Annotated in this window: 19 protein-coding genes; 5 read left to right on the top strand and 14 right to left on the bottom strand. The window is 63.1% G+C overall.

Annotation, left to right across the window (positions count from 1 at the left end; genetic code table 11):
* Positions 1-33: 33 nt before the first annotated feature.
* Positions 34-711, top strand: coding sequence for an ankyrin repeat domain-containing protein (locus tag LN996_RS03885; RefSeq protein ID WP_231338859.1), 678 nt, complete (start codon positions 34-36; stop codon positions 709-711).
* Here the strand turns inward: LN996_RS03885 and LN996_RS03890 are convergent.
* The 3 genes from LN996_RS03890 to LN996_RS03900 are packed head-to-tail and all read right to left on the bottom strand — an operon-like array spanning position 708 to position 3,341.
* Positions 708-1,922 carry an acetyl-CoA acetyltransferase gene (locus tag LN996_RS03890; protein WP_231338860.1) on the bottom strand — a complete coding sequence of 405 codons (1,215 nt, stop codon included), beginning with the start codon at positions 1,920-1,922 and terminating at the stop codon, positions 708-710. The two genes, LN996_RS03885 and LN996_RS03890, sit on opposite strands and share 4 nt — an antisense overlap.
* The gene (locus LN996_RS03895; protein ID WP_231338861.1) at positions 1,919-2,605 is read right to left on the bottom strand and encodes a CoA transferase subunit B; all 687 of its coding nucleotides are present in this window, start codon (positions 2,603-2,605) and stop codon (positions 1,919-1,921) included. Before LN996_RS03895 ends, LN996_RS03890 begins: the two co-directional genes overlap by 4 nt.
* Before the next feature lie 19 nt (positions 2,606-2,624).
* A complete protein-coding gene (locus LN996_RS03900) occupies positions 2,625-3,341 on the bottom strand; it encodes a CoA transferase subunit A (protein WP_231338862.1) in 717 nt (238 codons plus the stop codon).
* A 177-nt stretch (positions 3,342-3,518) separates the two neighbouring features.
* Here LN996_RS03900 and LN996_RS03905 point away from each other — a divergent pair, with 177 nt between their 5' ends.
* The gene (locus LN996_RS03905) at positions 3,519-4,283 is read left to right on the top strand and encodes an IclR family transcriptional regulator (protein WP_231338863.1); all 765 of its coding nucleotides are present in this window, start codon (positions 3,519-3,521) and stop codon (positions 4,281-4,283) included.
* On the opposite strand, the gene LN996_RS03910 is transcribed toward LN996_RS03905, so the two are convergent.
* Positions 4,280-4,852, bottom strand: coding sequence for a GNAT family N-acetyltransferase (locus LN996_RS03910; protein ID WP_231338864.1), 573 nt, complete (start codon positions 4,850-4,852; stop codon positions 4,280-4,282). The two genes, LN996_RS03905 and LN996_RS03910, sit on opposite strands and share 4 nt — an antisense overlap.
* Before the next feature lie 207 nt (positions 4,853-5,059).
* Between LN996_RS03910 and LN996_RS03915 the strand changes: the two genes are divergently transcribed.
* Entirely contained in the window at positions 5,060-5,434 is a 375-nt protein-coding gene (locus tag LN996_RS03915; RefSeq protein ID WP_231338865.1) for a VOC family protein, read from the top strand.
* A 206-nt stretch (positions 5,435-5,640) separates the two neighbouring features.
* Positions 5,641-6,327 (top strand): fasciclin domain-containing protein, encoded by a 687-nt coding sequence (locus tag LN996_RS03920; RefSeq protein ID WP_231338866.1) that lies wholly within the window; start codon positions 5,641-5,643, stop codon positions 6,325-6,327.
* A gap of 104 nt (positions 6,328-6,431) precedes the next feature.
* On the opposite strand, the gene LN996_RS03925 is transcribed toward LN996_RS03920, so the two are convergent.
* The 10 genes from LN996_RS03925 to purU form a co-directional block, all read right to left on the bottom strand.
* Positions 6,432-6,626 (bottom strand): hypothetical protein, encoded by a 195-nt coding sequence (locus LN996_RS03925; protein WP_231338867.1) that lies wholly within the window; start codon positions 6,624-6,626, stop codon positions 6,432-6,434.
* 45 nt (positions 6,627-6,671) lie between these two features.
* A complete protein-coding gene (locus LN996_RS03930; RefSeq protein WP_231338868.1) occupies positions 6,672-8,693 on the bottom strand; it encodes a BCCT family transporter in 2,022 nt (673 codons plus the stop codon).
* Between the two features lie 453 nt (positions 8,694-9,146).
* A complete protein-coding gene (locus LN996_RS03935) occupies positions 9,147-9,953 on the bottom strand; it encodes an IclR family transcriptional regulator (RefSeq protein WP_231338869.1) in 807 nt (268 codons plus the stop codon).
* Positions 9,954-10,097: 144 nt separating this feature from the next.
* Positions 10,098-11,342: a molybdopterin molybdotransferase MoeA gene (locus tag LN996_RS03940; RefSeq protein WP_231338870.1), complete on the bottom strand. Its 1,245-nt coding sequence runs from the start codon at positions 11,340-11,342 to the stop codon at positions 10,098-10,100.
* Positions 11,343-11,462: 120 nt separating this feature from the next.
* Entirely contained in the window at positions 11,463-12,680 is a 1,218-nt protein-coding gene (gene fdhA, locus LN996_RS03945) for a formaldehyde dehydrogenase, glutathione-independent (RefSeq protein WP_026005570.1), read from the bottom strand.
* A 161-nt stretch (positions 12,681-12,841) separates the two neighbouring features.
* A complete protein-coding gene (locus tag LN996_RS03950; protein WP_231338871.1) occupies positions 12,842-15,160 on the bottom strand; it encodes an FdhF/YdeP family oxidoreductase in 2,319 nt (772 codons plus the stop codon).
* Positions 15,161-15,170: 10 nt separating this feature from the next.
* Positions 15,171-16,055, bottom strand: coding sequence for a bifunctional 5,10-methylenetetrahydrofolate dehydrogenase/5,10-methenyltetrahydrofolate cyclohydrolase (locus LN996_RS03955; protein ID WP_231338872.1), 885 nt, complete (start codon positions 16,053-16,055; stop codon positions 15,171-15,173).
* On the bottom strand, positions 16,052-16,678 hold the full coding sequence (locus LN996_RS03960) for a cyclodeaminase/cyclohydrolase family protein (protein WP_231338873.1): 627 nt from the start codon (positions 16,676-16,678) through the stop codon (positions 16,052-16,054). Before LN996_RS03960 ends, LN996_RS03955 begins: the two co-directional genes overlap by 4 nt.
* A gap of 3 nt (positions 16,679-16,681) precedes the next feature.
* Positions 16,682-19,174 carry an FAD-dependent oxidoreductase gene (locus LN996_RS03965; protein WP_231338874.1) on the bottom strand — a complete coding sequence of 831 codons (2,493 nt, stop codon included), beginning with the start codon at positions 19,172-19,174 and terminating at the stop codon, positions 16,682-16,684.
* Between the two features lie 56 nt (positions 19,175-19,230).
* Positions 19,231-20,145 (bottom strand): formyltetrahydrofolate deformylase, encoded by a 915-nt coding sequence (gene purU, locus LN996_RS03970; protein WP_231338875.1) that lies wholly within the window; start codon positions 20,143-20,145, stop codon positions 19,231-19,233.
* 120 nt (positions 20,146-20,265) lie between these two features.
* Here purU and LN996_RS03975 point away from each other — a divergent pair, with 120 nt between their 5' ends.
* Entirely contained in the window at positions 20,266-20,946 is a 681-nt protein-coding gene (locus LN996_RS03975) for a GntR family transcriptional regulator (RefSeq protein ID WP_231338876.1), read from the top strand.
* The last annotated feature ends 137 nt before the right edge of the window (positions 20,947-21,083 follow it).

Consider the following 21,083-nt stretch of genomic DNA (forward strand, 5'->3'; position numbering starts at 1 on the left):
CGTTTTAGGGGCGTCTTCTGTACAAAAACTCCCGTGGTTGGGGCGGGATTGCTGGTGCTCGCGCTGCTGTCCGGATGTACGACGGCGACAGCCCCGCCGTCCGGCGCGCAGCCTTCCAGCCCGAGCCCGACTCAAGCAGCTCCCACCTCAGCCGCACCGTCGAGCGTGGGCCCTGGCCCGGCGTCGTCGGCTGCCGCGCCGCCCCAACTGTCACCGGAGGCCCAGATCAAAACCGACCGTCTCCTGATCCTCGCCGCGAAAGCCAACGATGTTGTGAAGGTCCGTGAACTGATCGCGGCCGGTGGCAACGTCAACGCGAAGGATGACATCCAGGACTCAGCGTTCCTCTACGCGGGAGCCGAAGGATTCAACGAGGTCCTTCAGCTGACGTTGGGTGCCGGGGCGGATGTTCGCAGCATCAACCGATACGGCGGCACTGCCCTGATCCCGGCGAGCGAACACGGGCACACGGACACTGTGCGCATCCTCATCGCGGCGGGCGTTCCTGTGGACCACGTGAACAACCTGGGATGGACCGCCATGCAGGAAGCCATCCTGCTCAACAACGGCGGACCCAACCAGCAGGACGTGGTCCGGCAGCTCCTCGCTGCGGGAGCCAACCCGGATATCCGTGACCCCCAAGGCCGAACCGCCCTGCAGAACGCAGAGCGGCTCGGGTTTGCGGAGATCGCGGCGCTGATCCGGGGTTAGACAGACTCCAGCACGCTCACGTAGTTCGCGATGCCCACGCCGCCCATGTTCTGCACGGCACCGCGGCGCGCGTTGGGCAGTTGCATGTCCCCTGCCGTGCCCGTGAGTTGCATGGCCGCGATGACGTGCTGCGAGACACCTGTGGCGCCGACGGGGTGGCCCTTCGCTTTCAGGCCGCCGGAAACGTTGATGGGCAGCTTGCCGTCCTTGTAGACCCAACCCTCCTGGACGGCACGGCTGCCTTCGCCGCGCGGTGTCAGCCCCATGGCCTCGTACATGATGAGCTCGGCGATGGTGAAGCAGTCGTGCACCTCGGCGAAATCCAACCCCTCGATGCCGACGCCCGCCATGGTGAAGGCGCGCTCCCACGACGCCCTGGTGGCGGCGAATTCGGTAGGATCGCGCTTCTCTGCCGGGAAAAAGTCGTTCGCGTGGCCAAAACCAGCCAAGCGCACAGGTGCGGTTGCGCCCCCGGTTGCCGACGTTGAGAGCACGACGGCGGCGGCACCGTCCGATACCGGCGAACAGTCCGTGCGGCGCAAGGGCTCGGCCACCATGGGGTTCTTGTCGGAAATAGTCCGGCAGAACTCTACGCCGAAGTCGCGGTGCATCTGGGCGTACGGGTTGTCCATGCCGTTGTGGTGGTTCTTGGCGGCGATGGAACCGAGGACGTCGCCCAGGCCACCGGGGTACTTTTCAGCGTCGATGCTGGACCCGTAGCGCTTCCCGTAATGCTTGGCCACCTCTGCGAACAAGCCCGTGAACCCGGTGCTGGATGCCTTGCCGGCCATTTCATACGAAGCACCGAGGAGGGCTGCTCCCACCACATCTGCGCCGGCGTCGGTCATTTTCTCTGCGCCGATCACCAAAACGTTGCGTGCTGTTCCGGCGAGCACTGCTTTCACGCCCTGCTGGAACGCCGCGGATCCTGAAGCGCAGGCGTTCTCAGTGCGGGTGGCCGGGACATTGCCCAGGTCCGCTGAGAGTTGGAGCGCCAGGGACGACGTGAATCCCAGGGGCTGCATGCCGGAATTGAACTGGCCCAGGTAGATCTCGTCGATGTCCTTGGGGTCGAGCCCGGAGTTGCTGATTGCTTCCCCCGCAACCTGGACAATCAGTGATTCCAAGGTGTCGTCCGTCAGCTTGCCGAACTTGCTGTGGCCCCATCCCGTGAGCAGGATGTCCTTGCCGAACTGGTCTTTCAGGCTCATGCGTTGGCTCCTTCAAGCGTGTGTTCTTCAGACGTGAGCGCTTCCGTGAACTCCGCGTCCGTCTTGCTGCGGATCTCCTCCACCGTGACGCCGGGCGCGAGGCGGGTCAGCAGAAGGCGGGTGCCGCCGTCGTGCGTTTCTTCGATATCGAAAACGGCGAGGTCCGTGATGATCCGGTCAACGCATCCGAGCCCGGTCAAGGGCAGGGTGCATTCGCTGACGATCTTGGCCGTGCCGTCCTTGGCATTGTGCTCTGTGAGGACCACGACGCGCGGTGTCCCGGCCACTAAGTCCATGGCTCCGCCCATTCCCTTGACCATCTTGCCGGGGATGGTCCAGTTGGCGAGGTCGCCGGAGCCGGAGACCTGCATGGCACCCAGAATGGCCACCTTCACGTGCCCGCCGCGGATCATGCCGAACGACGTTGCGGAATCGAAGATGCTCCCGCCGGGGGTGATGGTGACGGTCTGCTTGCCTGCGTTAATAAGGTCGGCGTCTTCGTCCCCTTCATAGGGGAAGGGGCCCATGCCGAGCAGGCCGTTCTCGCTCTGGAGAACCACCCGCACGCCGTCGGGCAGGTTGTTGGCCACCAGCGTGGGGATGCCGATGCCGAGGTTGACGTAGTCGCCGTCGTTCAATTCTTCGGCCGCGATGGCGGCCATCTGGTCGCGTGTCCATGCCATGGTGAATGCTCCTTTGTTTCTAAACCGTGAGGGATTCGCGTCGCGACCGGACCGTACGCTGTTCGATGTCTTTGACGCGATCGGTCGCCTGCACCAGCCGTTGGACGTAGACGCCCGGAGTGACGATGTGGTTGGGGTCCAGCCCGCCCGGCTGCACAATGACTTCGGCCTCGGCGATGGTCACCTTGCCTGCGGTGGCGACCACGGGGTTGAAGTTCCGTGCGGTATAGCGGTAAATCAGGTTGCCGTCTGTATCTGCCGTGTGGGCATGGACCAGCGCGACGTCGGCGGTGATGGCGCGCTCGCGGACGTACGTGACGCCGTCGAACTCTTCCAGAGGCTTGCCTTCGGCAACCAAGGTGCCCACACCCGTCCGCGTGTAGAAGGCAGGGATGCCCGCGCCACCGGCGCGGAGGCGCTCGGCCAGCGTGCCCTGCGGCGTGAACTCGACCTCGAGCTGCCCGGCCAGGTATTGCTCGGCGAAAAGCTTGTTCTCGCCGACATAGGACGCGATGACCTTCCGGACCTGGCCCGCCTCAATCAGGACGCCCAGGCCCTTGCCGTCCACGCCCATGTTGTTCGAGACGATGGTGAGGTCCTTGGCGCCCGACTCCCGGACGGCGTCGATCAGGTCTGCGGGGATGCCGCTCAGGCCAAAACCGCCGACGGCGATGATCATGCCGTCTGCCATCAGGTCATGGAGCGCCTGGGCTGCGCTCGCGTGGATTATGGACATTCTGGACTCCTCGTTGAGTGTGGCTGGATGGTATCCACTTTGTGGACTCGTTGCCTCTGTACTGGAGCCTAGGTTTCTTCGGGTGGGTGGTCAACGATCAATGGTGTTGGCTACTCACGGTGTGGACGCTACGCTTGAAGCTGTCCATATTGTGGATCAATTCTCCAGGAGGATGCCGTGGCAGTACAAGGAGCCCAAGTAGTGGGCCGAGTGGCTTTGTTACTGCGCCTGGTGGGTCGGAAGCCCGAGGGCACGTCGTTGGCGGGCTTGGTGCGCGAATCCGGGCTGACCAGGCCAACGGTTCACCGGCTGCTGACGTCCTTGGCCGCAGAGGGTTTGCTGGAACATGATTCCGCCTCCGGAAAGTGGGTATTGGGACCGGAGATCTTCCTGCTGGGATCGGTGGCCGCGGCTCGCTTTCCCATGGAGGACATTGCCCGGCCGTCCCTGCGCAGGCTCGCTGCGGAGACGGGCGAGAGCGCGTTCTTCTCCATCCGCCGCGGGAACGAAACCGTATGTGTCCTGCGGGAAGAGGGCTCGTTTCCGGTGCGTTCATTCGTACTCCACGAAGGTGTGCGTTTCCCGCTGGGAGTGGCGTCAGCGGGCACAGCCATCATGGCTTTCCTGTCTTCCGAAGAACAGGAGTCGCTGCTGGCGGATTGGCCGTCGCATGCGGGCGACTTTGCTGGAGGGCATCCTGCGGACGTGGTGCGGAGTAACCTTTCTCAGACCCGGCTGGCGGGCTTTTCCGTTAATCCCGGGCTGATCCTGGAAGGCAGTTGGGGGATGGGCGCCGCCGTCTTTGACCAGCAAGGCCGGCCGGCCTGGGCACTTTCCTTGACGGGAATTGAACCCCGGTTCCGTCCGGTCCGCCAGGAATTCCTCGGCAAGCTGTTGCTCGAGGAGGCGCACCGAATGACGGCCCGGTTGCAGGGCGGCTAGCTGAGGTCCAGGCGCATCAGCACCCGGGGGAAACCGTTGAGCACGGAGGTCGTCTCAGCTACCTTCTTGAAACCTGCCTTCTCGAAGAGCTTCCGCGTGCCTACGTAGGCCATGGTCAGATCAACCTTGCCGCCCTTATTGTCCACGGGATAGCCCTCGATGGCCGGGGCGCCGTGGCTCTTGGCGAAGTCGATGGCGCCGCGCAGGAGTTCATGGGAGATGCCTTTGCCGCGATGCCCGGGCCTGACGCGGATGCACCAGACTGACCACACCTCGGCGTCGTCAACGTGGGGGATCTTCCGGTTCTTCGCGAAAGTGGTGTCCGCGCGGGGGTGGACAGCTGCCCACCCCACCACTTCGTCGCCGTCGTAGGCCAAAACACCCGGAGGAGGGTCCTCGGCCACCAGCTTCTTCACGAACTTTCCACGGTCCTGCCTCTGGAGTTCCTGGTTCAGTTTGGAGGGGATCCTGTAACTCAGGCACCAACACACATTGGAATCGGGGCTCTTGGGCCCAACAAGGGCTTTCACGTCATCGAACACCGTCGCGGGCCGCACTTCGATTGCCATGGCGCCCATCTTGTCATTGGGTTGAGCCCCTCAGCTAGACTTGCGGACGTGATGACCGGATCGGGCTTCTGCCCTGCACGGATCGGCTACCCGGCCGACCTCTGACGCGCTGCCGCGCCCACCGTGGTGTTGCCCCGCGGGCTCCTCCTTGTGGATCGATGAACCCTTCAGCCCATCGACATAACCCCACATATAAAGGAGTTCCGAATGCCCGCGTTGTTCAACCACACCATCATCGCGTCCCTCGACCGCACGGCGTCAGCCGAGTTCTACCGTTCCATCCTTGAAGCTGAGGAAGCCCCAGGCTGGGGGCCCTTCACCAACCTCACGCTGGCCGGCGGGGTGATGCTGCAATTCGCCGAGCCGCCGGTCGAGATCCAGATGCAGCACTACGCATTCCTGGTTGATGACCAGCACTTCGACCGCGCCTATGAGCGTCTGGTGAGTGCCGGCGTCGAACATTGGGCGGATCCGCAGATGACCCGCCCGGGCGAGACAAACACGGAACACGGCGGCCGCGGCGTGTATTTCAAAGACCCCGCCGGTCACGCGCTGGAGCTGATCACCAAGCCGTACTTCTAAAGGCGGAGCGGCGGCTGTCGAGGGGCCGCGGTGGGGTGGGTATCGCTGGTTTAAAAAACTTTTTCAATCCGGACCCATCCACCCCGTCCCATCCTCCGAATAGCTGGTGAGACACAAACCGCCGGTGTAGCAAAAGCCGCACCTGCAGCCCGTGTCCCACCACCCGATGGATCCAACGCCCTGGTTCCAAAAACAAGGAGAATGACATGTTGTCCACAAAGCGCCCCGCCCTCGCCTTCGTTGGCCTCACTGCAGCCGCCCTTCTCGGACTCACTGCCTGTGGTGGTTCCAGCACACCTTCATCCTCGTCGGCAGCTCCGTCCTCCGCGCCGGAGTCGTCGTCGGCCATGCCGTCTGCTTCGCCGTCGGCCTCCATGAGCAGCGCCGCCATGGATCCGGCCGCTAACCTTGTGGGCCCCGGCTGCGCCGGTTACGCCGCACAGGTTCCGGACGGTGCCGGTTCGGTCATGGGCATGGCCCAGGACCCGGTAGCCGTAGCAGCATCGAACAACCCGCTGCTCAAGACCCTGACCGCCGCGGTGTCAGGCAAGCTCAACCCCAAGGTGGACCTGGTTTCCACCCTGAACGGCAGCGAATTCACGGTGTTCGCACCGGTTGACGATGCCTTCGCCAAGATCGACCCCGCAACAATCGAGACGCTCAAGACGGACGATGCCCTGCTGAGCAAGATTCTCACCTACCACGTAGTCCCCGGTCAGCTGACCCCGGACCAGATCGTCGGCACCCACAAGACTGTCCAGGGTGGCGAAGTGACGGTTGCCGGCACCAAGGATGCCCTCACGGTTGACGGCGGAGCCAACGTGATCTGCGGTGGCGTCCAGACTGCCAACGCGACGGTTTACCTGATCGACTCAGTGCTGATGCCCAAATAAGCCTTAGGATTTTGGCAGTAGCAACAACAAAGCAGTAGCAACAACAAAGCAGGCGCCGGGATCCGGCGCCTGCTTTGTTGTGTTGCGGAGTGCTGTGGTGAGGCCTAGCGGCCGAAGTCACTGTCGACGTACGAGCCGGCCCTGTTGTGTTCCGATCCACACGGGCAGTGGTCAACCTCAATCCGGACTGTCATTGGCTTGGATGAGTCCAAGGTGAGGCTCACATCCTCGCTGGCTCGGGCATTGCGACTTGCCTGGGTGTTGAGGCGGAGGGTGCCTGGGGCAGACGTGTTGGGCATGGTGGACCTTCCTGATGCGTGAATGGGTGTTGGCCGGAAACCGGGTTACTTGGTGTCTGGGTCCTGAGGTGGTTTACCAACCAGGGGGATGGTTCCCGTCGGTGTTCCCCCGGCGCAATCGGACTCCGTGCACTTTTCGGCGCAATCGTGCCTGGTGACGAGGTCGAACTGAACGCCGCCGTGTTGTTCCACCCCGGTCCGGATGGCTCGTTCCACCACCGAGGTGGCCAGGCGTTTATGCAATTGCAGGGGATCGCGGCGAAGGTCCTTGACCAAGGCGAAACAGAGCAGCAGCATGACGATCACAAAAGGCAGGGCAGCCACAATGGTCACTCTTTGCAGCCCGGACAACGCTTCCGAGGGTTTATCGCCGCCTGCAAGCAGCATGACCGCTGCCACTGCACCGGTAAGGCTTCCCCAGAAGATCACCACTCCTCGACGCGGGTGCTCAGCACCATTGGAGCTGAGGGATCCCATCACGATGGAAGCCGCGTCGGCACCGGTGACGAAGAAGATCGCCACCAGGACCATGGCCAGGACAATGACGGCTGCGGTCAGCCAGCCGGGCATGCCCAGGTTCTTTACCAAGTCGAAGAGGGCGCCGTCGAAGTTGATGGAGGGGGCGCCGTCCACCATGGTCACCAGCCCGGGAGTTCCGGCCTTGTCCGCCTCCTGCTGAACGTGGAAGGCAGCACCGCCGAAGATCCCGAACCAGATCACGCTGACTACGCTCGGCACCAGCAGCACGCCGGTGACGAACTGGCGGATGGTGCGTCCACGGCTGATGCGGGCGATGAACATTCCCACGAAGGGCGTCCAGGAGATCCACCAGGCCCAGTAGAAGATGGTCCAGCTGGTCATCCAGCTGCGCAGGGAGTCGTCTCCCACGGCCTCGGTGCGTGAGGACATTTCAGCCAAATCCCGGGCGTAGTCACCCACGGCGGAGGGGATCAGGTTGAGGATGAACAGTGTCGGCCCGGCCACGAACACAATGAGAGCGAGGACAACGGCCAGGACCATGTTGATGTTGGACAGCCACTGGATGCCGCGGCTGATGCCTGAAACGGCTGATGCCACGAAGCAGAAGGTCAGGATCGCGACGATGACCACCAGCACGGGAGTGCCGATCTCGCCCAGCCAGCCGTTGGAGGTCATGCCGCTGCCGATCTGGAGGGCACCGAGGCCCAGCGAGGCGGCAGTTCCGAAAAGCGTGGCGAAGATGGCCAGGATGTTGATGAACTTGCCGAGCGGCCCTTCCACCATGCGGATGCCAAAGAGCGAGGTGAAGGCCGCGGAAACCAGTTGCTTGCGGCCCAGACGGTAGGTGCCGTAAGCCATGGCGATGCCGACTACTGCGTACATGGCCCAAGGGTGCAGGGTCCAGTGGAAGATGGAGGTGGCCATGGCAGTCTGGATGGCTGCCGGTGTGCGGCCGTCCACTGTTCCCGGTGGTGGCGAGATGTAGTGGTACAGCGGTTCAGCCACGCCATAGAACATGAGCCCGATGCCCATGCCGGCGGCGAACATCATGGCCACCCAGGAGATGGTGCGGAATTCGGGCTTCTCGCCGTCCTTGCCCAGCGGGATGTTGCCGAATTTTCCGAGTGCGAGCCAGAGGACGAAGATCACGAACAACGAGGCGAGGACCATGAAGAGCCAGCCCGTGTATTCCATGACCCAGTTGAGGGCGCCTTTCGAAGTTTCAGAAAGGCTGTCCCTTCCAACAAATCCCCAGACCACGAAGGCGACGGCGATGGCGCCCGTGATCCCGAAGGTGACTTTGTCGAGGGTAAGTTTGCGGTTCCGGCGGGCCGAAACGGCCTGCTCGGTCTTGGCATGGCGCAGCTCTTCCATGATCTGTTCGTGTTCTACAGAATCGGAGAGGGGCTCTGCGCCTCCGTCCTCAGCGTTGAGGGCGGCCAAGTTGGTGTCGTCGGGGGAGACGCTGATGACTGCTTCAGGGTTCTCCGCGTGGGCGGGGCTGGCTGCGGCCGGGGTACCTGCCACGTGATCATTGGCAGGTAATTCGTCGGGTGTTAGCGGTTTTGTGTCACTGTTTATAGCCATGAGCGGGTCCTTTGCTCGGCGTGTCATGAGCCTGCATTTCTACGAGGCCTTGGTGAATGGACTGGTGGGAAGGTTGGGTCTTCCTCCGATCCGATGGTCATGGCGGGCCGTGGCGCCTCCCCGAGTGCGCGGTCACGGAGCGGGCAGGCGATAGCGATGATGCACCTCTTCTGGTTCGTGGGGCGGGGGCGGTTGAATCGTCCTTCCGCGCTCCGAAAGCGTGTTCCGCAGGAATCAACAACATCCGCACTATGCAACAGAGTGCTCTCCGTCACATCCAAAGTCAAGGGATTTTCACTCTTTAACGGCAGATTGATATATCAATTGGCTGGAAGCATACGCGTTGCGTATCATGGATGACGTTGCAAATAGCGCGTCACCTTGGGGTGCTTGGAGCAGCGGGCGTTATGCCGGCGAACGCCATCCCGGAGTGTTGGCCGATGCGTGGTCGCGCTAGCGGCGCCTGTAGCCCATTCGGTCGCTGATGGTCAGCCCGGCCTCGCGGAGACCGTCAATGAGCCCTGGCTGGTCCTCGGGTGAGAAGCGGAACGCGGGGCCGGAGATGCTCACCGCGGCAATGACGCTTCCCGCGTGGTTGTAGATGGGCACGGCAACGGCCGTGAGGCCGATTTCGAACTCTTCGTGCACTGTGGCATACCCTCTGCGGGCCACGTCCAGCAGCTGCTTTTCCAGCTCTCCACGGTTCGTCACGGTACGGGGCGTACGCGCGGGCAGGCCCACCGTTTTGAGGACCTGGCTTCTCTCGTCGGCCGTCAGTGCAGCAAGAAGAACCTTGCCGCTGGACGTGGCGTGCAGGGGTGTCAGGCTGCCGACCCAGTCGTAGGTGGCAAGCGTCGACGGTCCCATCGCCTGGTCCACGTTTACCGCGTAGTTCGACCTCAGCACGGCCAGGTTGACGGTCTCCTTGTATTCGGCCGCCAGCGCCTCCAGGACTCCGCGTGCCTCATGCACCACACTGAGCCGGCCGGGGATGGAGGAGGCCAGGCGGAGGATCCCAAAGCCCAGCTGGTACTTGCCGCGTTCACTGTTCTGCCGGACGATGTCGCGGTTGACCAAGGAGCCCACCAGCCTGGACACGGTGGATTTATGGACGCCCATTTCTTCGGCGATTTCACTGACTCCGGCATCACCTTGGCGAGCCAGGATTTCCAGGATCTGGAGCGCGCGGTCCACAGATTGGACGCCGCCGCCTTGGGCGTCTGCGTCCTTGTCGATGTCCGGGTTGTTGCGTGCGGCCATGGTGCCTCGTGTCGTTGTCCAGGCAGGCCGCCCCGGGCTGATCGCTCTGTCCGGCCTGCACCCCTAGTCTGTCCTCATCCTAGACGGAGTTTTGCACGGACCCTTTCACACCGAGGGAACCCGCGATGGTCAACGGACCGCTGGTCAACGGGGCTGCTGGAGGTCTGTCCACGGCAACGGCAGGACGGGTACTGGAGAGCCGGCTGCCACGCCCTCCGGAGGGACAGCCATGTATGCGTCCGCCCATGAAAGCCCACGCATCATCCCGGGCCCAGTGTGGGAGGCGGGGAACACGAGGCCGTGGATCAGGGTGCACGGTATGAGACGGGTGCTTCCGGGGGCGGGGTCAAGGTCCGCCCCGGAGACCATCTGCACGGCCGGTTGGAAGGAACGGCTGCCCAAAGCGGCGAAGAGGGGTTCACCAAGGGTCATCAGGGCCATCATGGCGGCCAGCGGGTTTCCCGGTAGCCCGATGACGAAACGGCCATCAGGAAGTTCCGCCAACACTGCCGGATGGCCCGGCCGCATGGCAATCCCGTCCAGGAGGAGGCGCCCACCGAGTGCCGCAACGGCGTCGCGGAAGTGGTCTGTCCCCGATTTCCCGGTTCCGCCGGTAGTAATGGTCACGTCCGGCCGCGGTCCATCAGGGGCGCAGCCCAGGGCTGAAAGCCACTCTTCGTACGAATCGCCAATCCTGAGCTGGCCCTCGGGCGCCCCACCCAATTGCGAAATGACGGCATCGAGCTGCGGGCCGAATGCGTCGCGGACCCGTCCCGGCGCAGGCTCACCTGAGGTCACCACCTCCGATCCGGTAAGTACGACGGCGACCCTCGGCTTGCGCTGTACCGGCAGGTGATCGTGTCCAGCCACAGCGGCGAGGGCAATGTGGGCTGGATTGAGGACCGTTCCTGCGGGTATGAGGACTTCACCCGCGGAGGCTTCTTCACCAGCGGGACGGATGTGCCGACCAGGGGCAGCCTCGCCCGGCTTCGTGTCGTGCCTGACTGAGAGGTGCGCGTCCCCGCAGGCCTCTCCACTCTCCTTGCGGAGTACCGCAGTGGCACCGGATGGAATCAAGCCGCCGGTGGCAATAACGCTGGCTTCACCGACGGCGAGCGTCCGGCCTGACTCTGTGACGATCCACGGACCGCTGCCATTGACGGCCCAGCCGTCCATGGCCGATGACGCGTAATGGGGCAGGTCCTGGTGGGCAGTGACGGGGCTGGTCAACGTGCGCCCGATCGCTTCGCCGAGGGCGACGTTCGACGACGGAAGCGGGCCGGCCCAGTCGTAGGCCAGCTGCCGGGCTTCGGCCCAAGCCAGGGCATGCCTTCGTTCATCCGCAACCAGGGGACCGGGAGCGTCGGTAAAGATTGCTTGTGCGAGCATGGATGCCCCTGCCTGATGTGGTGGTGCTGATAAGAGCAGATACCGGGGACTGCACGGCCTTCCCGTCATGCTTGCCGCGCAGTCCCCGGTATCCGTTGGTGCGTACTGAATTTGTTCGTACTACGCCTTCACGTAGCCGTTGGGGTTCAGCACGAACTTTGTTGCCGCTCCGGCGTCGAATTCGGCGTAGCCTCGGGGAGCGTCCTCGAGCGGGATCGCTTGGGCGTTGACTGCCTTGGCGATCTGGACCTTGTCATGCAGGATGGCCATCATCAACTGACGGTTGTACTTCATGACCGGGCACTGGCCAGTGGTGAAGGACAAGGACTTGGCCCAGCCGGTACCAAGGGACAGCGAGAGGGAGCCGTGCTTGGCGGCGTCGTCGATTCCACCCGGGTCGCCGGTGACGTAGAGCCCCGGGATACCCAGGGATCCGCCGGCGGCAGTGATGTCCATGAGGGAGTTCAATACAGTGGCCGGAGCCTCATGTGAGGCATCCTTGCCGTGACCGCGGGCTTCGAAGCCCACGGCGTCCACGCCGCAATCCACTTCCGGAACGCCAAGGATCTGTGCGATCTGCTCTTTCGGATCGCCGTTGGACACGTTGACGGTTTCGCAGCCGAAGGAGCGCGCCTGCGCCAGCCGGTCCTCGTTCATGTCACCCACAATCACGACGGCGGCGCCCAGCAGTTGCGCGCCCACGGCGGCAGCAAGGCCCACGGGCCCGGCACCTGCGACGTAAACCGTGGATCCGACGCCCACGCCGGCGGTGACGGCGCCGTGGAAGCCGGTGGGGAAGATGTCCGAGAGCATGGTCAAGTCCATGATCTTTTCCAGTGCCTGATCGCGGTCCGGGAAGCGCAGCAGGTTCCAGTCGGCGTAGGGAACCAGCACAAACTCTGCCTGTCCGCCCACCCAGCCGCCCATGTCCACGTAGCCGTAGGCGCTGCCAGGGCGGTCAGGGTTGACGTTGAGGCAGATGCCGGTCTTTTGCTCCTTGCAGTTGCGGCAGCGGCCACAGGAGATGTTGAACGGTACCGAGACGATGTCGCCCACCTTGATGAACTCGACGTCGGGGCCAACCTCCACCACTTCGCCGGTGATTTCGTGGCCGAGGACCAGGTCCTGCGGAGCTGTGGTGCGGCCCCGGACCATGTGCTGGTCCGAACCGCAGATGTTGGTGGTTACCGTCCGGAGGATCGCGCCATGCGGCACCTTCCGCCCGACGTTTGCCGGGTTGACGCCCGGTCCGTCCTTGAGCTCAAACGTTGGGTAGTCAGTGTCGATGATTTCAACGACACCGGGTTCCTTGTAGGCGACTGCTCTGTTTCCTGACATGGTCACTCCCTATTCTTTGGCTGTTGCTGCAAAGTGCTGCCCAATGATCCGAAAGCGGTGCTTCGATGAGGAAATACCTCCCCAGGTTTCAGGCACCGAAGCACCATTCACGGACCATTGGACACGTGGAAAATTAGACGGGTGGGAATCTTGTTATGGATCTATGCCTTTTCCAGCCGGATGATCACCGACTTTGAGGTGGGCGTTCCGCTGGTATCCGCTACGGAATCGAGGGGAACAAGGACGTTGGTTTCGGGGTAGTACGCGGCCGCGCAACCCTTCGGCGTCGAATAGGATACGATGCGGAAGTTCTCGGCCCGTCTGTCGGTTCCCTCGAACTCGGAGATTAGGTGGACCATGTCCCCGTCGGCAAAGCCGAGCCCGCTGATGTCCTCCGCGTTCACGAGGACTACGCGCCGGCCGCCATGGATGCCACGGTAGCGGTCGTCCTTGCCATAGATGGTGGTGTTGTACTGGTCGTGGGAGCGCAGGGTTTGGAGGACCAGCCGGCCAGGCGGGATCTTGATGAACTCCAGGGCATTGCCTGTGAAGTGCGCTTTCCCGGAGGCGGTGTCGAACTTCCTGGCATCGCGGGGCGGGTGTGGCAGCACGAAGCCGCCCGGATGTTGGATCCGCGCTTCGAAGTCCTCAAATCCGTCGAACACGGCTTCGATGTGTTTGCGGATCAGGGTGTAGTCGTCCCGCATGGCCAGCCACGACGCCTGCGGTGTGTTCGGCAGGCGGGCATTCCCATCCGTAAAGAGCCTGTCCGCGAGGTTGCAGACGATCGCTACTTCCGAGTGGAGGTGGTCGCTGGCGGGCTTGAGCCGTCCCCGTGAGGCATGGACGGCGCTCATGGAGTCCTCCACGGTGACGCGTTGATCGCCGGTGCGTTGGGTGTCCTTCTCGGTGCGGCCGAGTGTGGGCAGGATCAGCGCCCGGCGTCCGGTGGACAGGTGCGAGTGGTTCAGTTTGGTGGAGATCTGGACACTCAGCCGGGTGTTGGCCAGCGCCAGTTCAGTTACGTCCGAATCCGGGGCTGCCCTGACGAAGTTGCCACCCATGCCCATGAAGAAGCGGACTTTCCCGTCCCGCATGGCGCGGATGGCTGCCACGGTGTCATAGCCGTGCTCCCGGGGAGAGCGGAACTCGAATTCCTGGTCCAGCCGGTCGTGGAACGTCGAAGGCATTTTCTCGAAGATGCCCATGGTGCGGTCGCCTTGGACATTCGAGTGGCCGCGCACCGGGCATACGCCGGCTCCGGGCTTGCCGATGTTGCCCTGGAGCAGCAGGACGTTGACCACGTCGCGCAGGGTAGGGACAGAATGCTTGTGCTGTGTCAGTCCCATGGCCCAGCACACGATGGTGGCATTGGAGGCGAGCAGCCGCTCACCCGTCGAATGGATCTGATCCAAGGTCAGGCCGGTTGCCTCCACGATGTCATCCCACTCCACCTTCTCCAGGAACCGCAGGTAGTCGTCGATACCCACGGTGTGGTTGTCGATGAATTCATGGTCCAGCACAGTGCCCAGGCCCGGGGTGTTCCGTCCCGCAGCTTCGGCTTCCAGCAGGTACTTGCCCAATCCTTGGAAGAGGGCCTGATCCCCGCCGGCCCGGATCTGCAGGAAGTCGTCCGTCAGCTGGGTCCCTTGAATCATGCCGGCCACATGCTGTGGGTTTTCGAAGTGCAGGAGCCCGGCTTCGGGAAGGGGGTTGACGGACACGATGATCGCGCCGTTCTTCTTCGCCTTCTCCAAAGCACTGAGCATGCGCGGATGGTTGGTGCCGGGGTTCTGGCCGGCCACGAAGATCAGCGACGCCGTTTCCAGGTCCGTCAGGCTGACAGAGCCCTTGCCGATGCCAATGGTTTCCACCAGCGCGGAGCCGGAGGATTCGTGGCACATGTTGGAGCAGTCCGGGAGGTTGTTGGTGCCCAGGCCGCGCACCAAAAGCTGGTACACGAACGCGGCCTCATTGGAGGTCCGGCCGGAAGTGTAGAAGACCGCTTCGTCAGGGTGTTCCATGCCCCGCAGCTCCTCGGCCATGAGGTCATAAGCGTCGTCCCAGTCGATGGGTTTGTAGTGCGTCGCACCTTCGTCCAGGTACATCGGGTGCGTGAGCCTGCCCTGTTGACCCAGCCAGAAGTCATCGCGGGTCTTGAGCTCGGCAATGGAATGCTTGGCGAAGAACTCCGGCGTGACACGGCGACGGGTGGCTTCCTCGGCCACTGCCTTGGCCCCGTTCTCGCAGAATTCCGCTGCATTGCGCTTTTCATGTTCGGGCCAGGCGCAGCCCATGCAGTCGAACCCGTCCAGCTGGTTCACTGCCAGCAGGGTCTGGACACTGCGAAGCGGTCCCATCTGTTCCAGCGAAATTTTCAACGCGTTGGCAACGGCCGGGATGCCGACAGCCTTGGTCTTGGGCTTGCTGACGGTCAGCTTTGACTCGTCGATGTTCTCGCGCGGAGCTTTGGAATGCATGGGAGACCCTTCAGATCCGGGAAGTGGAAGCGGCCAGCAACCCGCTGCGGGACTGCTGCCGGGCGGCTTCGACCGTGTGCAGCAACAAAAGCGCGGTGGTCACTGAGCCTACGCCCCCCGGAACCGGACTCAGGCCGGCCGCGACGCCGGTGACGCTGGCTTCGTCAACGTCCCCCACCAGGGAACCATCGCGCAGGACATTCGTGCCGACGTCGATCACTACTGTCTCCGGCGAGAGGTGGCTGCCCTTCAGCAGCCCCGTCCGGCCGGCAGCAACAACCACGACGTCGGCTGGCTGGGTATAGCGCTCCAGCGGTCCCGATTTTGAGTGGCAGATGGTGACGGTCGCGTCCCGTTCGAGCAGGAGCAGGGACAGCGGCTTGCCCACCACGGCGGAACGCCCGACGACGGCCACGTTCCGTCCTGCGACGGGGATGTGGAAGTGGTCCAGCAGTTCCACGACGGCGCGTGCAGTGGCGGGTGCGAAGGCGGGCTGACCGACAGCCAAGCGGCCGAGGCTGAGGGGATTGGCGCCGTCGATGTCCTTTTCCGGAGTTATGAGCCCCACCAAGCCGTCAGCCCTGACGCCGTTGGGCAGTGGCGTCTGGAGAATAATGCCATGTACGGATGGTTCAGCGCTGAGGTCCTCCAGGACACCAGCCAGCGCTTGTTCGCTGGCATCGTGGCCGAGGTCGACGATCCTGCATCCGACGCCGGCGCGTCCGGCGGCGCGTTCGATGGACCGCACGTACCAGTGCGTTGATTCGTCGTCCGTGGCGACGACAACAGCCAACGCCGGGCGAAGTCCATCGTTTTCGAGAATGCGCGCGCCGTCCTGTGCCTGTTGCTGGATGAGGCCAGCGAGCACCTTGCCGGAGAGTATTTCGGTGTTCACGCAAGGATCCTTTCGCGGACACGCTTCGCCAGGGAATCGGCCGCCAGGACTACCTTGTCCTCGATGCCGTTGGTCTGCCCGGCCAGGACGGAGCGGGCATCGAAGTCCTTGATGGCGACGACGTTGATATCGATGTTGACGCGGGCGGTTGTGGCGGCTGCGCGGGCTGCATCGGCGGCAGCTGCGACGTCGCTGATGACGTTGGGGTTGGCCACGTCAAAGAGTTCGGTGGCGAGGTCCACCACCTCACCGGCAACCTTGATGAGCTGGGCCGGAGTATGGGCAGCCTGGACCAAGGCGTCTTGGATGGCTGTTGTCTTTACTGCCTTGAGCTCGTCGGTTTCCGAGGGGAGCTTGTAGGAATCGATGACGGACTGGAAAGCGTGTTCGTCAGCGTCCGCAAGGCGCAACGCCTCGACGATCAGGTGGTCGGCGGCGCTGGTGATCCGGCTGACAAGTGCGGCATGTTCCTCATATTTTGCACCGGTGGTGTACCTGGCGACCATGGCGACCAAGGCAGCGCCCTGGGCGGCATGCAAGGCTGCGGCTGCGCCTCCGCCGGGAGTGGGCTGACGTGAGGCAAGCCTGGAGAGGTAGTCGTTGATGGTTTCTGAGCTGATCATTGATTAGCCCCGGAGCCGGCTCATGGTGGGGTCGTACAGCGGGTCCTGGGTCACGGTCGCCTGGATGCGGCGGCCGAAGTACTCGATTTCCACGGAGTCGCCGATTGATACTGCAGCGGGTAGGTACGCGTAAGCAATCGGTTTGCGGACCGAGTAGCCGTAAGCGGCACTCGTGACGTAACCCACCGCCTGGTCCTTGTAGAACACCGGTTCCTTGCCCAGCACCAGGCTCCTGCCGTCGTCGACCGTCAAGCAGCGCAGGCGGCGCTTGGAGCTTTCCTCGCTGCGCCCCTCCAAAGCGGCCTTGCCGACGAAGTTCTCCTTGGTCATCTTCACCGCGAAACCGAGGCCCGCTTCGTAAGGATCATGCTCAGTGGTCATGTCCGTGCCCCAGGAACGGTAGCCCTTTTCGAGCCTCAGCGCGCTGAAGGCTGCGCGGCCTGCGGCGATGACGCCGAACGGTTGTCCGGCCTTCCACAGGGCGTCCCAGAGGCGCTGCCCGTTGTCCGCGCTGGTGTAGAGCTCCCATCCGAGTTCACCCACGTAGGACAGGCGCATTGCGGTGACGGTAACGCCGCCGATGGTGACCTTCTTGGCACGGAAGTACTTCAGGCCGTCGTTGGTGAAGTCATCGCTGCTGACCGTGCTGATGAGGTCACGGGCGAGGGGACCCCACAGGCCAATGCAGCAGGTGCCACCGGTGGTGTCGCGGACCTGGACCCAGTCGCCGGCGCTGCCGTTCTCGGTCTGGTGCCGGGCTGCACGCTCGAAGTAGGCGGTGTCGATGTTGCCGTTGGCGCCGAGCTGGAACGTGTCCTCGCTCAGGCGGGCCACCGTGATGTCGCTTCGGACGCCGCCGGCTTCGTCCAGGAGGAGGGTGTAGGTGACTGCACCCGGCTTCTTGGCCAGGTCTCCAGTGGTCAGTTCCTGGAGCAACTTCAGGGCGCCGGGACCGGATACTTCAAGGCGCTTGAGCGGCGTCATGTCGTACATGGCAACCGCGGTACGGGTCTTCCACGCTTCGGCGGCGGCGATGGGGGAGCTGAACATTCCGGACCAAGCATCGCGGGCCGGCGGCTGCCAGTCGTCCGGCATCTCCTTGAGCAGCTCAGCGTTGGCTTCGAACCAGTAAGGGCGTTCCCACCCGGCGCCTTCCAGGAAGTATCCACCCAGTTGCTTGTGGCGGGCATGGAAAGGGCTGACGCGAAGGTTGCGGGGGGAAAGCTTGGGCTGGAGGGGGTGCATGACGTCGTAGATTTCCACGAAGTTCTGCTGGGAAGTTTCGCTGACGTATTCGGGGGTCAGCTGGACCTCCTCGAAGCGGTGGATATCGCTGTCGCCGAGGTCGATCTGCGACTTGCCGGTGGTGAGCAGCTCCGCCACGGCTCGGGCGATGCCGGCGGAGTGGGTGACCCACACGGCTTCAGCAACGAAGAATCCGTCCACTTCCTTGGACTCGCCCACCAGCGAGCCGCCGTCCGGGGTGAAGGAGAAGATGCCGTTGAAGCCATCCTCGATTTCGCTTTCCCGCAGTGCCGGCAGGATCTGCTTGGTTGCCTCCCACGCGGGGAGGAAGTCTTCCAGGGTGAAGTCCAGGCGGGAGGGCATGTTGTGTTCGCTGATGCTGCTGGGCTCGTAGCTTCCCAGCTCATCGAGGTCCACGGGCATGGGGCGGTGCGCGTACGAGCCGATGCCGTAACGGTCGCCGTGCTCGCGGTAGTAGAGGTCCTGGTCCTGGTGGCGCAGGATGGGCAGCTGGGCGCCGTTGGGCAGCTCGTTCTTGCCCTTCTGGGCGGGAACCGGGGTGGTCTTGACGTACTGGTGTGCCAGTGGGAGGAGCGGAACGGACATCCCGATCAACTCGCCCACCTTGGCGCCCCAGAATCCGGCGCAGGAAACCACGATATCTGCGGGGATGACGCCATCGGCGGTCTCGACGCCGGTCACGCGGCGGTTTGACTGCTCAATTCCGGTGACCTCGGTGTTGCCGATGTACTTCACGCCGGCAGCTTCGGTGCGCTTGATCAGCAACTGCACGGCGCGGGCGGCAAGCGCCAGGCCATCGGTGGGGACGTGAAGGCCACCCAGGATGTCTTCCTCATTGATCAGGGGGTAGAGCTCCTTGCATTCCTCGCGGGTGAGGATCTTGCCGTCGATGCCCCACGATTGTGCGTAGCCGAGCTTGCGCTTCAGGTCAGCCAGGCGCGTCTCATTCGTGGCAACTTCAAGGCCGCCCACTTGGTTGAAGCAGCTCTGGCCGTCCTCGGTGAGGGATAGGAGCTTTTCCACCGTGTACTTGGCGAAGAGCGCCATGGACTTGGAGGGGTTGGTCTGGAACACCAGGCCCGGTGCGTGGGACGTGGAGCCACCGGGCATATTCAGGGGTCCTTGGTCCAGGACGGTGATGTTGTTCCAACCGCGGGTGACCAGTTCGTCGGCGAGGTTGGTGCCAACAATCCCAGCTCCGATGATGACAATGCGAGGCGTGGATGCCATGGGGGTTCTCCTGCTGAAGTTAAAGGGGTGGGTCTGCTGGTGTTCTAGTGCTTGGTCTAGCGGAAGACCACTGTGCTGGTCTGGTCCAGCAGCACGCGGTGTTCGCAGTGCCACCTGACAGCGCGGGACAACGCCAGTGCTTCGGCGTCCTGGCCCACGGTTGAGAGGGTGGTGGGGCCGTAGCTGTGATCGACGCGGATGACTTCCTGCTCGATGATCGGTCCCTCGTCCAGGTCCGCAGTGACGTAGTGGGCAGTGGCACCCACCAGTTTCACGCCGCGGTCATAGGCCTGGTGGTAAGGGCGGGCGCCCTTGAATCCCGGCAGGAACGAGTGGTGGATGTTGATGGCACGTCCTTCGAGGGCGCGGCACAAATCGTCCGAAAGCACCTGCATGTAGCGTGCCAGCACAACGAGGTCCACGTTGTACTCCTCCACCAGGTCCAAAAGCTTCTGCTCGGCCTCTGCCTTGGTATCCGGGGTGACAGGTAGGTAGACGAAGGGCAGGCCGGCGGCTTCCGCCATGGCACGGTGCGTTTCATGGTTGGAAGCAACCACCACGAGGTCACCGCCGAGGCTGCCACCCCGCCAGCGGAAGATGAGATCGTTCAGGCAGTGCCCGAACTTGGACACCATCACCAGGACGCGTTTCTTGGTTTGGTCGTGGAAGCTGAACTTCATCTCGAAGCGGTCGGCAATCGCGCTGAATTCCTCTTCAAGCCGCTCCGGTGAGTAGGACAGCGGGCCCGAGAAAGCGGTCCGCAGGTGCAGCGTCTGGCGGAGGCCGTCGTCGAACTGCTGGTGTTCTTCGATGTTGAAGCCGCGGTCAAACAGGAAGGTGGTTACTGCCTGAACGATTCCGGCGCGTTCGACGCACGACAATGTGAGTACGAACTTCTGTGCTTGCTCTTCTTTGAGCAATTCGGGCTTCGGCAGGGTGCTTACCGGTGAGTCTGTCGCCATGAGGGTCATGTCGCCTCCTTTAGATATATTCTTGGGTCCTGAACTGATATATTAGGATTGGGATTCAGCGTATACTGGTGACTCAGGCAGGTCAATAGCTTTTTTGGTTGTGAAGAAGGGGATGGCGCTGTGGCTTTTGGAACTTTGGCATTAGCCGGCGAGGACACGAAGAAGTCCTTGGCCGACATCGCCTATGAACGCCTCCGGGATCGACTCCTGATGTTGGATATCAAACCCGGCGACCTCCTTAACGACGATCAGCTCGCCAAGGACCTGGAGATCGGCCGGACGCCGGTGCGTGAAGCACTGAAACGCCTGGAGCTGGATCGGCTGGTCATTACGTATTCGAGGCGGGGGACGTTTGCCACCCGCGTCGAAGTAACTGACTTGGCGTTCATTTCCGAGATCAGGGCCCAACTGGAACCACTTGCCGCTGCCAGGGCGGCGCGGGTTGCTTCCGCTGCCACCAAGGAGCACCTGCGCGAAGTGATGCGCGCAGTGGAGGACTTTGACGTTGACGCCGCCTCGGTGGTTGAAACCCTGCGGCTTGACGCCAGCGTTCACCGTGGAATCTATGCGGCGGCGGCGAACCCGCACCTCGAAGACATCCTGATTCGCTACGACAATCTGGCAACCCGGATCTGGTGCATGGTTTTGGATCGCTTGCCCGATCTTGAGCACCACGTGCGTGAACACCTGGACTTACTCAGGGCGGTCATTGACGGTGATGAGGATCAGGCTGCCGAGTTGGCCCGTGTCCACGTCAGCGGCTTCGAGCAGGCCGTGCGCCAGGCGCTTTTCGCGGCTTAGTTCCAGCGCTAAAACCCCTGTTGACTCCGCGCTTCGGTGATTGCATACTGAAGATTCCATCTAATATATCACCCGGATATCAGTAGCTCTTCCAGCCTGCGTCCGGGTGCTTGTGATGCAATCACAGCCTTCAGCCC

This window comes from Arthrobacter sp. AK01, assembly GCF_021109375.1.
In the GTDB taxonomy this organism is placed as follows: domain Bacteria; phylum Actinomycetota; class Actinomycetes; order Actinomycetales; family Micrococcaceae; genus Arthrobacter.